The following is a 15681-nucleotide window of genomic DNA, read 5'->3' on the forward strand; positions in this document are numbered from 1 at the left end:
AGGATAGACCGCGCTTTAAGGCGGAATTTTGGTGGCGGTACAAGGTGTTGGAAAAAGCGGGAAGAGGGGAGGGGGCTCAGGAGGCGCCGCGTACGCGTCCCATCCACGGGAAGCGTACGCCCCTTCCTCCTCAATTCACCCGTTCATGGTCGTCGATGTTACGCGCCAGCACCTCGCGCTTGCCGACATGGTTGGCGCGGCTGACCACGCCCTCCTGCTCCATGCGCTCGATCAGGCGGGCGGCGCTGTTGTAGCCGATGCGCAGGTGGCGCTGGATGAAGCTGGTGCTGGCCTTGCCCTCGCGGCAGACCACGGCCACCGCCTGGTCGTAGAGATCGTCGCCGGAGCTGGCGTTGCCGCCGGCGCCGCCACCGCCCGACCCGCCATCGTCGTCGAAGGGGCTGACGTCCTCCTCCTCGGTCACGGCGTCGACATAGTTGGGCTCGCCTTGCGCCTTCAGGAACTTCACCACGTCCTCCACCTCCTGGTCGCGGACGAAGGGGCCGTGGACGCGGGTGATGCGGCCGCCGCCGGCCATATAGAGCATGTCGCCCTGGCCCAGCAGCTGTTCGGCACCCTGTTCACCCAGGATGGTGCGGCTGTCGATCTTGGAGGTGACCTGGAAGCTGATGCGCGTGGGGAAGTTGGCCTTGATGGTGCCGGTGATGACGTCCACCGAGGGGCGCTGCGTCGCCATGATGATGTGGATGCCGGCGGCGCGGGCCATCTGGGCCAGGCGCTGGATGGCGGCCTCGATGTCCTTGCCCGCCACCAGCATCAGGTCCGCCATCTCATCGACGATGACGACGATGTAGGGCAGTTCCGTCAGATCGATGGGCTGGTCCTCGAACACCGGCTTGCCGGTGTCGGGGTCGAAGCCCGTCTGGATGCGGCGGGTCAGCGTCTCGCCGTTCTGGCGCGCCTCGCGCAGGCGCATGTTGTAGCCGTCGATGTTGCGCACGCCCAGCTTGGACATGGCGCGGTAGCGGTCCTCCATCTCCCGCACCGTCCACTTCAGGGCCACCACCGCCTTCTTGGGATCGGTCACCACCGGCGCCAGCAGGTGGGGGATGCCCTCGTAGATGGACAGTTCCAGCATCTTGGGATCGACCATGATGAAGCGGCACTTCTCCGGCGGCAGCCGGTAGAGCAGCGACAGGATCATGGTGTTGATGGCCACGGACTTGCCCGAGCCGGTGGTGCCGGCCACCAGCAGGTGGGGCATGCGAGCGAGGTCGGCGATCACCGGCTGGCCGCCGATGTCCTTGCCCAGCACCAGGGCCAGCTTGTGCTGGCTACGGTCGTAGGTCTCCGCCTCCAGCAGTTCGCGCAGGTAGACGGTCTCGCGCTTGGCGTTGGGCAGCTCCACGCCGATGACGTTGCGGCCCGGCACCACCGCCACGCGGACGGACACGGCGCTCATGGACCGGGCGATGTCGTCGGCCAGGCCGATGACGCGGGACGACTTGGTGCCCGGCGCCGGTTCCAGTTCATAGAGGGTGACGACGGGGCCGGGATGGACCTTGCCGATCTCACCCTTCACGCCGAAGTCGTCCAGCACGCCTTCCAGCAGCTGCGCGTTCTGGCGCAGGCCTTCCTCATTCACGCCGGGGCTGCGCACCGACAGGTCGGGCAACTGCAGCAGGTCCACTGGCGGCAGTTCGTATTCGCTGGGGCCGTCGGGTTCCAGGTCCAGGCTGGATTGCACCGGCGCCGGCGCCTTGCGCGCGATCTCCACCGGCTTGGCCTTGGGCGGGACCACGGTGGCCAGAGGCCGGCGGGGGGCAGCCTCGCCCTCCACCGCCAATTCGCCGTCGCGCGGCGGTTCGCGGTCGGCGGGACGGTCCAGCGGGGGAATGGACAGGCTGGGTTCGCGGCGGCCGCCGTCGCCGAAGCCGGGTTCCCGGCGGAGCGCCGGCGCGGCCCGCTTGGGCGCCGACAGGCCCCTGAGCGTGTCGGCCAGGCCGCCCTTGAGACCGCCGGCGATGCCGCCGAGGCCGCCCCGCAGCGCGGAGCCGGCGGCGCGCAGGCGCCCGGCCAGGCCGCCGGCGGGGACGGCCGTTTCCTCCGCATACTCCTCATACGTCTCATCCTCCGGCTCATAGGCCGGTTCCGGCGCGCGGCGGATGGAGGCGGGCTTGGGCTTCAGCGCGGGCCGCCATTGGCCGGCGCGGCGCAGGAAGCCGTAGGTGGCGCCCACGGCGGCGAAGGCCTGGTAGAAGGGCACGCCCAGGGCCACGACGATCAGCGCCACGGTGGCGAAGGCCATGACCAGGCCCAGCACCACCGGGCTGCTCCACCCCAGGTGGCTGGCGATGAAACGGTCGACCAGCGTGACGATGACGCGGCCGGCATTGCCGCCGGCGCCGCCGCCGAAGGGGGCGGAGATGCCGCCCAGCGAGACGCCCGCCAGGGTGATGGCGAACAGGCCGGCGGCGACGCGTCCCGCCCAGAAGCTGGGCGGGTCATGGCGCAGGATGCGCACGCCCCAGCCGGCGATGATGACTGCCAGCAGATAGGCGGCCAGGCCGAAGGATTGCACCAGCACGTCGGCGGCGTAGGAACCGAAGACCCCCGCCACGTTGTGCACGGTGGTGTGGGGGCCGGCCGTGTTCCAGGAGGGGTCGTTGGGGTCGTAGCTGAACAGGATGGCGGCCAGCGCCAGGGCCAGCAGCACCACGCACAGGCCGCCCACCTCGGTGGCGCGGCGCATCAGGAACTGCGAGGCACCCTCGGGCAATAGACTGCCCCGCCGGCGCTTGCCTGGGCCGGTGGGCGCGGGGCCAGCCCCCGAACCTGAGGACAGGGGATCGCGGTTGCCCCGGGAACCGGGGGTGGAGGCAAGGCGGGTCGTCATGGGCCGTCGCTCGTTCCTGAAAACTTACGGGCGTGGGTCGATATCGGAGACGGTGCCACGGCCGGTGAGGGCGGTGGGCCGGTTCCAGGGAGTAAACACGGTATCAGGCAACTTTATGTCAGGCCGAAAACCGGGTGTGCCCGGTGCTGGTCATCCCAACACCCGGGCGATCGTCTCACAGGCGCGGGCCACCGTTTCGGTGTCATGCACCAGGGCCACGCGGATAAAGGGATGGCCGGCATTGCTGCCGTCCGGTTCCGACCGCGTGAAATAGGCGCCGGGCAGAACGCGCAGGCCCGCCTCCCCCCACAGCGTGCGGGTGGCGGCCTCGCCGTCGCCCACCTCCAGCCACAGGAAGAAGCCGCCGGCCGGGCGGTAGAAGCCATAGCGGCCCTTCAGCGCCGCCTCCGCCGCGTCGATCTTCTGGCGGTAGAGGCGCCGGTTCTCCTCCACGTGCGCGTCATCGCCCCACAGCGCGGCGGCGGCGGCCAGCGCCGGCAGGGCGTTGCCGGCCAGGGCGTAGCTGCGCAGGCGGGTGAAGGCCTGGATCAGCGCGGGATCACCGGCGATGAAGCCGGACCGCAGGCCGGCGGCGCTGGACCGCTTGGACAGGGAATTGAACACCAGCAGGTTGGCCGTGCCCCGGCCGGCCCCGTCGCCTTCCAGCGCCAGTGCCGCCTCGAACCCGCCGGGGGGTGGGGCCTGGTCCCAGATCTCGGCATAGCATTCGTCCAGCGCCAGGACGAAGCCGTAGGCGCGGGCCAGGGTGATGGCCTTCTTCAGGTAGGCCAGGTCCGCCACCGCCCCTTGCGGGTTGCTGGGCGTGCACAGGTACATCAGCGCCGTTCGGGCGAGCAGGTCGGGCGCCAGGGCATCCAGGTCGGGCAGGAAGCCGGTCTCGCGGGTGGCCGGCATGAACACCGGCTCCGCCCCCGCCAGGGCGGCGGCCCCCTCGTACACGGCGTAGAAGGGGTTGGGGATCAGCACCGCCGGCTGGCGGCCGTCTTTCCGCTGCGGTGTGGCCAGCAGCGCCACCTGGAACAACGCCTCGCGCGTGCCGGTGGCGGGCAGGATGCCCTTGTCCACGTCCACGAAGCCGGCCGGCAGGCCGTAACGGCGGCAGAGCCAGCCGTGCACGGCGGCGCGGAAGGGGGTCGTGCCGATGGTGGGCGGGTATTTGCCCCAGTCGGCCAGGGGAGCCGCGGCCAGCGCCTGCGCCAGCAGGGCGGGCGGCTCGTGCTGCGGCTCGCCGATGGACAGCATCAGCGGTGTGGTGTTGCTGCGCGGCGTCACGTCCGCCAGCAGTGCCGCCAGCCGGGTGAAGGGATAGTCCGACAGCCCGCCCAGGCGGCCGTTCAGGGCCGGACCCACGGTCGGCCCCCCAGCAACCGGGTGCGTCGTGACGGAAAGCCGAGGGTCGGCCGCCAGTTCCATGGGAAAAATCGTGTCCGGACATATCGGGAAGATGGCCCGATATTAGCCGCCGGACCCCGCCCCCACAAGGGCCACAGCGCTTCAGCATCCCTGGCCCCGTCCGGGAAAGCGCCTTAGAATCCGTGGATTTGCCCCTAAATGCTTAGAAACCCGATGAAAAGCGGACCACGGCCGTCACCGCATATTCACAAGGCGGGCTGGCCCCGTTCGCCGGTGCGGATGCGCACCGCCTCGGCGATGGTCATGACGAAGATCTTGCCGTCGCCGATGCGGCCGGTGTTGGCCGTGGCCTGTATCGTCTCCACCACGCTTTCCATCTGGTCGTCGGGCACCGCCACCTCGATCTTAACCTTGGGCAGGAAGTTCATGGCGTATTCCGCCCCCCGGTAAATCTCCGTCCGGCCCTGCTGCCGGCCACAGCCCCGCACCTCGCTGACCGTCACGCCCAGATGCCCCATGCCCGCCAAGGCCTCACGCACTTCATCCAGCTTGAACGGTTTCAACACCGCCACCACGAGCTTCATCGGCAGTCCTCGAAGGCCGGGGCTCCGGAGAACCCCGTATAAGGATAGGCGGCGCCGGTCGGCGGGCCTGTTGGGCGCCCGGTTCTTCAAGAAGCGTGCCGTATTCACAAGATTGTCGCGTCTAACCCGAAAGGGGGGTCGGGCGGACGGCGGCGGGGCGGTAATCCGCCGGGCCATCGCCGCTTTTTGGCGCACAGCCTGCCGAAGGATGATGCCAAAGACGGTTCACCGCCCACAAAGTGGGGGCAATTGCATAAATTATAGGCAATACAGGCCTGGTTAACGGGCATGAGCGTGGCACTGGACAAGCGCCGGTGGGCTCGCGATGCTGCGCCCCTGGTTCCTCCAGTCCCCGCCCTGCCCCTCTGTCCCGAGGCATCGCCGATGTCCACCGAAGCGCCCGCGCCCACCGCCGATACCGATCTGATCGCTGACGTCGCCATCGTGGGCGGCGGCCTGGCCGGCCTGTCGCTGGCGGCGGCGCTGGGCACGGCGGGGGTGCGCACGCTGTGCATCGACCGCGACAGCCCGGCCCACCAGCTGGGCGCCACCTTCGATGGCCGCACCACCGCCATTTCCCACGGCAGCAAGAAGATCCTGGAGGGGGCGGGGGTGTGGGCCCACCTGAACGGCGACGCCGGCCCCATCCTGGACATCCGCGTCACCGACCAGAACCGGCCGACGTTCCTGCATTACGACCACCGCGAGGTGGGCGATCAGCCCTTCGGCTACATCGTTGAGAACATTGTGCTGCGCCGGGCGCAATTCGCCCGCCTGGCGGAGCTGCCGTCCGTCACCCACCTGGCGCCGGTGGAGGTCGCGTCGCTGGATCGGGGCCCGGCCATGGCCACCATCACCCTGGCCGACGGCCGCCGCGTGCGCGCCCGCCTGGTGGTGGGCGCCGACGGGCGGGGCAGCCTGTGCCGCAAGGACGCCGGCATCAAGCTGGTCGGCGGCAGCTATGACCAGACGGCCATCGTGGTAACGGTGGAGCATGAATTCCCCCACCATGGCGTGGCGGTGGAGCTGTTCCTGCCCAGCGGTCCGTTCGCCATGTTGCCCCTGACGGGCAACCGCACCTCCATCGTCTGGTCGGACAAGAGTGCGGCCGTGCCCCATTACATGGGCCTGGACGAGGCGGCCTTCACCGCCGAGCTTCAGGCCCGCATCGGCGATTGGCTGGGCGCGGTGCGGCCCATCGGCGGGCGCTACAGCTTCCCCCTGTCGTGGCAGCATGCCCAGCGTTACATCGACCGCCGCCTGGCGCTGGTCAGCGAAACCATCCACGCCATGCACCCCATCGCCGGCCAAGGCCTGAACATGGGCCTGCGCGACCTGGCGGCCCTGGCGGAGGTCATCGTCGACGCCTGGCGCCTGGGCCTGGACGTGGGCGGGCAGGCGACGCTGGAGCGCTACCAGCGCTGGCGCCGCTTCGACAACGTCAGCCTGCTGGGCGTGACCGATGGCCTGACCCGCCTGTTCTCCAACGACATCGCCCCCTTGAAGGTGGCGCGCGGCTTGGGCCTGGCGGCCGTCAACTCCGCCCCCCTGATGCCGCTGAAGAAGTTGTTCATGCGCCACGCCATGGGCGTCGTCGGCGAGCTGCCGCGCCTGGTGCGGGGGGAGCCGCTGTAAACCCGCGACGCCGTTGGACTTGTTGCCATCGGCGGACACATTGGACGAGATGCGCCGCCGCCAGGGCGGCGGGCCCCAGCGGCCCTGCATCAAGAACAGGGCCTGAGGCATGGGGACAGGAATGGAAGCGAAGACCGACCGCCGCACCGGGCGCCGGGTTCTGGCGTGGCTGGGCGGGATCGCCGGCGTGGTGGTGGTCGGGGTCGCGGGGCTGGGCGGCTGGGTGGCATGGAGCCTGAACGCCAGCCTGCCCCAGCTGGAGGGAACCGCCGCCATCCCCGGCCTGAGTGGCCCGGTGACGGTGGAGCGGGATGAGAACGGCGTGCCCACCCTGACGGGCCCCGACCGCGTCAGCCTGATGTACGGCCTGGGCTTCCTGCACGCCCAGGAACGCTATTTCCAGATGGACCTGACCCGCCACGGCGCCGCCGGCGAATTGTCTAGCCTGTTCGGCCCGCTGGCCGCCAAGTTCGACACGCCCCGCCGCCTGCACCGCTTCCGCGACCGCGCCCACGCCGCCGTGGAACGCGCCAGCCCCGAGCAGCATGCCATGCTGGCGGCCTACACCGCCGGCGTGAACGCCGGGCTGGACGGCCTGAAGGTCGCCCCCTTCGAGTACGCGCTGCTGCGCCAGCACCCCCAGCCGTGGAGCCTGGAGGACACGCTGCTGGTGGTGGACGCCATGTATTTCGACCTGCAGTCCTCCGACGGATGGGATGAGCGCCGCCTGGAGCTGGCCATGGACCAGCTGGGTCCCCTGATGGCCAACTTCCTTTATCCCAAGGGAACGGAACTGGACGCGCCGCTGGACGGCAGCACCCTGCCCGAGCCGCCCATGCCCGCCAGCTACACCCCCGCCATCAAGATGGGCCAGGCGGTGCCGCAGCAGGACGAGGCCCCCGACAATGAGGCGGCGATCCGCGGCAGCAACAACTGGGGGGTCAGCGGCGCCCTGACCGGCACCGGCGCCGCCATGGTGGCCAACGACATGCACCTGGGCCTGCGCACACCCAACACCTGGTATCGCGCGCGGCTGGTGGTGAAGCCCGCCGGATCGGACACGCCCACCCTGGACCTGGTCGGCGTCACCCTGCCGGGCAACCCGCTGCTGGTGGTGGGCAGCAACAAGCACGTGGCCTGGGGATACACCGACGCCTATATCGATACCGGCGACGTGATCATCCTGGAACCGGTGGATGGCGACCCCGACCGCTATAAGACGCCCGACGGGCCCAAGACGCTGGAAAAGCACCGGCAGGTTCTGTGCGCCGCGCCGACCTGCCCCAGCATCACCATCGAGGATAGCGACTGGGGCCCGGTGATCGGCACCGACGCGCAGGGGCGCAAGCTGGCCTACCGCTGGGTGGCGCATGACGTGGGGGCGGAGGTGATGACCGCCGGCGCCGCCCTGGAGCAGGCGGGCTCGGTGGAGGAGGCGGTGGCCATCGCCCATCGCCTGCCCATCCCCAACGAGAACATGATGGTGGTCGACACCAAGGGCAACCTGGCCTGGACCGTGGTGGGCCTGGTGCCCCGCCGCTTCGGCCACGACGGCACCCTGCCGACCAGCTGGGCCGACGGCAAGGCCGGGTGGAATGGCTATCTGTCCCCGGCGGAGGTGCCGGTCATCGCCAATCCCCAGAACGGACGCCTGTGGACCGCCAACACCCGCGTGGTGGGCGGCGACGCCCTGGCCAAGCTGGGCTTCGGCGATTACGCCCTGGGCGGCCGCGCCGGCCAGATCCGCGACGACCTGCTGGCCAAGGACGCCTTCACCGAAAAGGACCTGCTGGCCATCCAGCTGGACGACCGCGCGCCCATGCTGGATTTCTGGCAGCGCCTGATGCTGCAGGCCCTGGGCGAGCGGGCCAGCGACCAGGCGCTGGCCAACCTGGTGGCGCCGGTGGAAAGCTGGGGCGGCCGCGCCGCCATTCCCTCCGTCGGCTATCGCCTGGTGCGCACCTTCCGCAGCGCCCTGGTCGACCGGCTGTACCAGGCCTACACCGCCCCGCTGGCGGGACCGGCCGGCGACCACGCCAACGACCTGGTCAGCCACCAGGCCGAGGGGCCGGCGCGCCGCCTGCTGACCGCCCGGCCCGCCGGCCTGGTGCCACCGGGCTATAAAAGCTGGGACGCCCTGATCGACGCCGCGCTGAAGGACGTGCGCGAGCGTATCGAGCAGAACGGTGGCGACATCGCCCATTTCACCTGGGGCGACCGCAACCGCCTGGCCATCCGCCATCCCATCTCGAACATCCAGCCGCTGCTCAGCCCCTATCTCGACCCGCCGGGGGAGCCGGTGGCCGGCGACCTCTATCAGCCGCGCGTGACCGCCCCCAGCTTCGGCGCCTCAGAACGCCTGGTGGTGTCGCCGGGGCATGAGGACACGGGCCTGTTCCACATGCCCACGGGCCAGAGCGGCCACCCCCTGTCCCCTTACTACAACAAGGGGCATGAGGACTGGGTGCAGGGCCGCCCGACGCCGCTGCTGCCCGGGGCGACCCGCTGGCGCATGACCCTGGAGCCCGCCAAGGGGCCGCCGACGCCCTGATGCGGAATGCATGATGGCACCGCCATCAATGCCATCGTGCATCCGGCAATTTTTGCCTGCTTTTAGCAAGGATACCGGCAGCATTTACCAAGGCAGGGCTTGATCAAATTTGCCGCTGATGCAGTAGTGCATTGATTATATTGTGATCACTGCGTGGCCCGCCCCGTGCTTGGAGAACCCCGGCTTTATTTGCGGGGTGCCTGCATCATGGATGGTGGCGTTGTTTCCGGCCTGAACTCGACCGATCCCGTGTCCAACGGCCTTGGGCTGGAGACGGAGGCCCACACCGGGTCCTTCGCCCGGGCGTATCAGGAGGCGCACGCCGCCGCCGGCATCCAGCGCCTGGCGGTGACGCCGGTGCTGGAGATGATGGACATGGCCGGCGACCCGGACGCGCTGGACGCCTATCTGGCCCGCGCCCACGCCGACCTGCCCCTCAGCAGCGACAACGTCGACCGGCTGAAGGGCAACATGCACCTGGTCTTCCTGTTCCGCGACTTCCGCCGCCCCCTGGCCCGCGCCATGGAGCGGATGAAGGACACCGGTTCCGGCCCTTTCGCGGCGCTGCCCACGTGGATGAGCGCGCACCATCGTTTCGGCCTGCTGCGCACCGCCGGCTGCCTGGGCCTGAACAAGGAACTGGACGACTGGATCGCCGATCTGGAGGCGCGCGGCGCACCCGAGGCGCCCATCGCCTGCCCCTTTGGCCGCATGGCCCGCGCCGCCCGCCGCTTCTTCGCCGGGTCCCCCCTGTACCGCCGCGCCGACCATTCGGTGCTGAGCATCGCCAAGACCGGCAGTAACACGGCCCTGCACGTGTGCTGGAGCCTGGTGGAGGCCGCCTATTATCTGGGCGTGGACCTGCCGCCGGCGGAATGGCGCGCCATGCTGTGGCGCTCGCGCAAGGAAATCGCCACGCTGGCCTCGGGCAGCCTGGGCATGATCGTCACCTTCCTGGAGGCGGCCCACCTGCATCCCCATGGCGACTCCGCCGTGAACCCCACTACGCATGAGGGCTCGCCCTTCCGCCTGGTGGGTGAGGGGGCGGACCGGCGCCTGGACCTGCGGCTGGACGGCATCACCCCCATGACCACCGGCCATGACCGGCTGTTCACCGGCTGCCCGGCCTTCCATGTCGGCGGCATGATCGACACCTATCTCAGCTGGGTGCTGGACATCGCCCTGCACCACGGCTTGAACCGCCAGCCGGCGGCCACCCCGGTCCTGGGCGGCATGCTGGGCACCACGGTCGCTTCGCCGGTCCCGCTTGGCGGCGGTCGCGCCATGACGCAGCAGGTGGCGGCGGGCCCGGCGCGCGACCCCTGACCTTGATTGGCGGGTCCTGACAGGGTAAGGCCTGGGGCGAGCGCGGCGCGCGCCCAGAAGGACCCCATCGCCATGAAGCCAGAAGACATCCAGGCCCGCGTGCTGTACCGCGACGCGCTGATGCTGATCATCGACAAGCCGGCCGGCCTGCCCGTGCACGCCGGCCCCGGGGGCGGCGACAACCTGGAACGCCATTTCGACGCCCTGCGCTTCGGCCTGCCGCGGGCACCCACCCTGGCCCATCGGCTGGACCGCGACACCAGCGGCTGCCTGATCCTGGGCCGGCATCCCAAGGCGCTGCGCAAACTGGGCAAGCTGTTCCAGGAGGGCCGTGTGTCCAAGATCTATTGGGCGGTGGTGGCGGGATCGCCGCCGGCGGCGGAGGGCCATATCGAGGCCAGCCTGTTCAAGCACACCAACAAGAACGGCTGGAAGATGGAGGTGGTGCCCGAGGGCACGCCGGACAGCCAGGCCAGCGTCACCGATTATCGGGTGCGCGGCCGGGCGGAGACGCCGGACGGCCCCATCACCTGGGTGGAGCTGTATCCCCGCACCGGCCGCACCCACCAGATCCGGGTGCATATGGCGCATGTGGGCTGCCCCCTGCTGGGTGACCCGGCCTATGGCGGGCCCGCCGGGCCCCTGCATTTGCATTCCCGCGGCATCACGCTGCCGCTCTACCCCAGCCGCGACCCGGTGGGCGCCGAGGCCCCCGTGCCCGCCCACCTCCGCGCGGCGCTGAAGCGCTGCGGCTGGACGGGGGAGTGACGCCTTACAGCCATAGCGGATCGATGGGAAAGCGGCTGCGGACGACCTTACCTTCGGGCTGGGCCTGCATCCAGGCGCGCCAGGCCTGGAAGTAGGCGCTGGCGTAATGGGCGTCCAGGGCCGCCTGGTCCTCGAAAACCTCCCACACATAGTAGACGCCGGGTTCGTCCTTGGTCGCCGCGAAGTCGAAGCGGCGGCAGCCCGGCTCCAGGCGCGTCTGCTCGACATTGACCCGCTGCAGGGCCAACGCCTGCTCCCGCAGCTCGGGCGCCACTTCCAGGCGGATCAATTGGGCGATCATGGGCGGACTCCTTTGAGCGCGGGTCAGAAGGCGGGCTTGGTCACCATCAGCCAGATGATGCCCAGCATGGCGAAGAAGGCGGGAAAGCCGAAGGCGAACCAGAGGCGGAACAGGCGGAAGTAGGCGGGCGGCAGGGGCTGGCCCGCGCGCGCAGCCACCCGCGCCAGGTCGCGCAGGCGGATCTGCATCCACACCACCGGCAGCCAGAAGGCGCCGGTGACGCCGTACAGGATCAGGCTGAGGCCGATCCAGCCGCTGAACACGGGAAAGCCCGCCAGATGGGCCAAGGTGCCGCCGGTCAGCGGCTGCGCCACCATGGCGGACGCCGTGAAGATCGTGTCGGCCACCACCACGATCTGGGCGGTGTGGGCGACCAGCGCGGGGTCGCGCGTGCGGTGGGCCATCAGCATGAAGAAGGCGATACCGGCGCCGGTGCCGAACAGCACGGCGGCGCCGATGATGTGGGCCACCTTCACCAGGGTGTAGAGATCCATCAGCGTTCGTCCAGCAGGGCCAGGGCGGCCAGCGCCAGCATCGCCGCCGGCAGGGTCTTGAGAAAGGGGCCCATGGGGTCCAGCCACAGGTCCGGCCGCCAGAGCGTACCGCCCACCATGTACGCCCCCGATACCGCGACCATGCCCAATAGCGCGGCCTTGGTCCGCCGCCGGAAGACGACGCCCACGCCCAGCGCCAAGTCGATGGCTGAACCCAGCAGCACGAACAGGGTGGCCGGCATCCGCGCCATGCCCGCCGCTGTCAAAACGGCGGTGGCCTCGGGCACGCGGCAGAAGCCGATCAGGCCGGATAGGATCCAGAAAAGCGCCAGCATCGCTGGCTTCAGGAAATAGCTTTTGGCGAACCAGCGCTCCTGCACGCCGGCAGGATGGGCGGCCAGCATGTCCGCCAGTGACAGGGGTCGGATCGCCAGGTCGCGTTCCATGGCCCGGCCATCACCGGCGATGCCGCCGCGCAACTGGTCCAGTGTGGCGGTGCGCAGGGGGCTGCGCCATCCGGCCCAGGCCAGGGCGTCGGCGCCCTTGGCGGCCAAGCGGGCCACCCCGGCGGGCACATGCCACAGGCGGGCGGGCGGCAGGCCCAGCCAAGACCGCAGGGTGAGCACCACGTCGGCCAGGGTCACGGCCTCATCATGCACAAGGTCGATGGAGCGGGCCGCCGGCGTGTCGGGCAGCACCGCCTTGGCCACCGCCCGGGCCACATCGGTCGCGGCCACCACTTGCACGGTGGCGCCGGCATGGACCACGGGCAGCACGCCGGGGAAGGCCGCCAGGCCGCGCAGCAGGGCGCTGCCGCCATAGGCAGCCGGCGCCAGGACCAGACCCGGTCGCAGGATGATCCAATCCAGGCCGCTGGCGCGCAGCAGCGTCTCGGTCGCCAGCTTGGTGTCGTTGAAGCGGTCGCCCTGGGCGCCCAGACCACGATCGGCGGCGACACCGGCGGCGGAAATGTGGACCAGGCGCCGTACGCCGGCCTGTACGCATGCCGCCACCAGGCGAGCAACCCCATCGCGATGCACCGCCGCCAGGTCGTCGCGCGGGCCGTCCTGCAAAGCGCCGGCGCAGTTCACCACAGCCTGGGCATCGGCCAGCAGGGGGCGCCAGTCTTCCACCGTGGCCGTGGCCAGGTCGACGCGGGCCCAGCGCATCTGGGGCCAGCGTGCGGGGGGCAGGGTCCGGGACGCCGCCTCAATATCACGGCCGGCGGCGGTGACGGCATGTCCCTCGGCCAGCAGCCGCGCCACGACATAACCGCCGATCAGACCGTAGGCTCCAATGACCAGGACGCGCATGCCCCATCCCTCTTACGGTCCCGTCCCCTGTCAGAGGATGAACCGATCCCCCTGTTCCGGGGTGGGAAGGTAGCAGACCTCCCGTTTGCCGAACCAGCGCAAGCGGTTGCGGGCGATGATCGCATACACCGCATCCCGCACGGGCCGGGGCAGCACCCGGCCGGCCGCCATCAACGACCAGGGAAATCCCAGGAGTTCGAACACGCGGATGGAACTGTCGGACTTAACCCGCACCAGGCCATCCTCCAGCACCAGGTTGGTCTGATAGTCCACCGGGTCCAGGCCATAGTGCCGGTACAGGGCCGCGCCCAGCGGCGTCTGCGCCGCCATCAGGCGAAGGCGCCCGGCACGGTCGTGCCGCATCACGAACTGGGCGAATCCGGAGCAGAGGACGCAATGGCCGTCGAAAATGATGATGGGCCTGTCGTCCGGGAACGCCGGCACCGAGGGATCATCGCGATAGCTGTACGCGGCCATGGGGTCGGGTCCTGGCAGGGATTATACCGCCACTGTAACCTGCGGCTAAACCCCAAGCCAGCGGAGCCCGCCCGGCAGCTCACCCACGGCGTAGTCGACCTGCAACACCCGGCGACGGCGGGGGCGAGCGGCGGCGTCGGAAGCATGCAGGACCAGGGTGGCGTAAAGCCAAACATCGCCGGCCTCCGCCAGGCAGGCTGCCTGGCCATGGCGACGCACGGCATCGGCGATGTCCGCCACCGCGACCCGGCCCAAACGATGCGACCCAGGGGCCACCAGCAACGGCGCGTTGTCGGCGTCCACCGGATCGAGATGGACGCGCAGGGTGACCATGCCGGCCAGCAGGTCGGCCGGCGGCGCCACGTGGGTCAGCCCGTCCTTCACGCTCCACGGACCATAGCCCGGAACCTCCACCCGTGCGGCAACGGCGATGGTGCGGTCCTGGTGCCAGCCCAGGCCCCAGTTGGTGTCGGAGGTCTTGTCGAACAGGATGGCGCGCACCGGCCGGCAGCCCTCACCCAAGGCAGAGGCCGCCAGGCGGCCCACCGGGCCCTTGACGCCGAGGAAGGCATCCAACCCCGGAATGCCGTGCAGGCGCACGCCCGCGCGGGTGACGGGAATATCAGGCGCGAGATTGGGTGCCAGCGTCGCGGCCAGGCGCGCCACCTCCACCGGCGGCAGCACGGCAAGGTGCCGTTCGGCGCCGTCGCGGGCGTAGGTCATCACGGCGTCTTGCTTCCTTTCGCCAGGCGCAGGAGGGTGCCGTTGTGATCCTCCGTCACCAGCACGCTGCCATCGGGCAGGCGGGCCAGGGATACGGGCGCGCCCTGGGGATGGTCGCCGGTGACGGCGTCCCACCCCGAGATCACGTCCTGGGGCGCGCCGGTGGGACGGCCCTGGGCATCGACGGGCAGGGCCACCACGCGGTGGCCGGTATCGCGATAGCCATGCAGGGTGATCAGCAGGGTGCCCGCCAGGCCGGGTAGCGGGCCGTCGGCATAGGGCAGCAGGCTCAAGGGGGCGGCATGGGGTGGCAGGAGCAGGGTGGGCGCCTGCTTGACCTTGCAGTCGGCCTCCTTGTAGTGGCTGCGGTATTCCGGGCTGGGCACGCCATCGTCATAGCAATAGGGCCAGCCGTAATCCGCCCCCTCTCTCAGGGTCAGATAGAGGTCGTGCGGCGCATCATCATCCGCCAAGGCCGGGTCGGCGTCAGAGATGTTGTCGCGGGCGTTGGTGGCCGTCACCACCTGGTCGCCCGCCAGCACCGCCAGCGCCACGGCGTTGCGCAGGCCCCGGGCATAGGGACGCACGCCGGCGACGCCCACGGGCACCGCACCGGGCGTCAGATGCAGGATGACGCCCCGGGGCGTGGCGCCCACGGTTTCGGGGCAGGGCGCGTCCGCCCGGGGCGGCGTGTCATCGCCCTTCTTGCCGCCGGGGGTTTCGCAATGGTCGGTGCCGGAGCCGACATTGATGAACAGCGACCCGTCCGGCGCCACCGCCAGCGCCGCCAGGGGATGCAGCCCTTCCTTGGGCAGGCCCGTGACCACGTCGCGCAGGCTGGCCGCCACGTCGGCGGCGTTGGGGTCCAGGCTGACGATGCGGCCCAGCACGCTCATGTACAGGCGCCCGCCCGGGGCCGGCACCAGCGCGTGGGGCTCGTCCAGGCCGGTCAGCAGCACCTCGGGCGCCGCCCGGCCGCCCTCCTTCAGGCGCAGCAGCCGGCCATGGTTGTGGCGCCAGCCGCCGCCCAGGTCGACGACATAGACGTCGGTGCCCAGCACCGCCACGCCGCGGGGGAAGCCCAGCTGGCTGGCTACCAGGCCCACGCACAAGCCCGGCGCCGTCTTCAGGTCTACCGCCGGGAAACCATCACATTGGCCCTGGGTGGTGTAGCCGGTGTGCACCCGGGCCGAGGCCGGCAGGGATGCCGCCAGCAGGGCCAGGCCCAACAGTCGAGCAAGCTTGCGGATACGCCTGACAGGCATCACGCCCTCCCCC

General features: G+C 70.4%; 13 protein-coding genes. 4 read left to right on the top strand and 9 right to left on the bottom strand.

From position 1 onward, the window contains the following. Positions 1 to 130: 130 nt before the first annotated feature. The 3 genes from UAJ10_RS11285 to UAJ10_RS11295 all read right to left on the bottom strand — a co-directional run bounded on the left by UAJ10_RS11285 (position 131) and on the right by UAJ10_RS11295 (position 4815). The gene (locus UAJ10_RS11285) at positions 131 to 2857 is read right to left on the bottom strand and encodes a DNA translocase FtsK (protein ID WP_322915449.1); all 2727 of its coding nucleotides are present in this window, start codon (positions 2855 to 2857) and stop codon (positions 131 to 133) included. 150 nt (positions 2858 to 3007) lie between these two features. Next, on the bottom strand, positions 3008 to 4291 hold the full coding sequence (locus UAJ10_RS11290) for an aminotransferase class I/II-fold pyridoxal phosphate-dependent enzyme (protein WP_322915450.1): 1284 nt from the start codon (positions 4289 to 4291) through the stop codon (positions 3008 to 3010). Positions 4292 to 4476: 185 nt separating this feature from the next. Continuing rightward, complete coding sequence (locus tag UAJ10_RS11295) at positions 4477 to 4815, bottom strand: P-II family nitrogen regulator (protein WP_322915451.1); 339 nt, start codon at positions 4813 to 4815, stop codon at positions 4477 to 4479. Positions 4816 to 5199: 384 nt separating this feature from the next. On the opposite strand from UAJ10_RS11295, the gene UAJ10_RS11300 reads away from it, so the two are divergent. The 4 genes from UAJ10_RS11300 to UAJ10_RS11315 all read left to right on the top strand — a co-directional run bounded on the left by UAJ10_RS11300 (position 5200) and on the right by UAJ10_RS11315 (position 11095). Next, positions 5200 to 6450, top strand: a complete 1251-nt coding sequence (locus tag UAJ10_RS11300; RefSeq protein WP_322915452.1) for a UbiH/UbiF/VisC/COQ6 family ubiquinone biosynthesis hydroxylase — start codon at positions 5200 to 5202, stop codon at positions 6448 to 6450. Between the two features lie 121 nt (positions 6451 to 6571). Beyond that, on the top strand, positions 6572 to 9001 hold the full coding sequence (locus tag UAJ10_RS11305) for a penicillin acylase family protein (protein ID WP_322915453.1): 2430 nt from the start codon (positions 6572 to 6574) through the stop codon (positions 8999 to 9001). Between the two features lie 207 nt (positions 9002 to 9208). Further along, a complete protein-coding gene (locus UAJ10_RS11310) occupies positions 9209 to 10327 on the top strand; it encodes a hypothetical protein (protein ID WP_322915454.1) in 1119 nt (372 codons plus the stop codon). A gap of 72 nt (positions 10328 to 10399) precedes the next feature. Further along, a complete protein-coding gene (locus UAJ10_RS11315; protein ID WP_322915455.1) occupies positions 10400 to 11095 on the top strand; it encodes an RluA family pseudouridine synthase in 696 nt (231 codons plus the stop codon). A gap of 4 nt (positions 11096 to 11099) precedes the next feature. Here the strand turns inward: UAJ10_RS11315 and UAJ10_RS11320 are convergent, their stop codons facing one another. The 6 genes from UAJ10_RS11320 to UAJ10_RS11345 are packed head-to-tail and all read right to left on the bottom strand — an operon-like array spanning position 11100 to position 15668. After that, complete coding sequence (locus UAJ10_RS11320) at positions 11100 to 11396, bottom strand: putative quinol monooxygenase (protein WP_322915456.1); 297 nt, start codon at positions 11394 to 11396, stop codon at positions 11100 to 11102. Between the two features lie 23 nt (positions 11397 to 11419). After that, positions 11420 to 11890, bottom strand: coding sequence for a DUF2269 family protein (locus UAJ10_RS11325; protein ID WP_322915457.1), 471 nt, complete (start codon positions 11888 to 11890; stop codon positions 11420 to 11422). Then, the gene (locus tag UAJ10_RS11330) at positions 11890 to 13203 is read right to left on the bottom strand and encodes an SDR family oxidoreductase (RefSeq protein ID WP_322915458.1); all 1314 of its coding nucleotides are present in this window, start codon (positions 13201 to 13203) and stop codon (positions 11890 to 11892) included. The genes UAJ10_RS11325 and UAJ10_RS11330 overlap by 1 nt, the downstream gene beginning before the upstream one ends. Positions 13204 to 13233: 30 nt before the next feature. Then, on the bottom strand, positions 13234 to 13680 hold the full coding sequence (locus UAJ10_RS11335) for a thiol-disulfide oxidoreductase DCC family protein (RefSeq protein WP_322915459.1): 447 nt from the start codon (positions 13678 to 13680) through the stop codon (positions 13234 to 13236). 45 nt (positions 13681 to 13725) lie between these two features. Beyond that, a complete protein-coding gene (locus UAJ10_RS11340; protein WP_322917311.1) occupies positions 13726 to 14403 on the bottom strand; it encodes a phytanoyl-CoA dioxygenase family protein in 678 nt (225 codons plus the stop codon). Next, on the bottom strand, positions 14403 to 15668 hold the full coding sequence (locus UAJ10_RS11345; RefSeq protein ID WP_322915460.1) for a PQQ-dependent sugar dehydrogenase: 1266 nt from the start codon (positions 15666 to 15668) through the stop codon (positions 14403 to 14405). The genes UAJ10_RS11340 and UAJ10_RS11345 overlap by 1 nt, the downstream gene beginning before the upstream one ends. Positions 15669 to 15681 lie beyond the last annotated feature (13 nt).

Origin of the sequence: Nitrospirillum guaranorum, from assembly GCF_034653275.1 — a bacterium.
GTDB lineage: Bacteria > Pseudomonadota > Alphaproteobacteria > Azospirillales > Azospirillaceae > Nitrospirillum.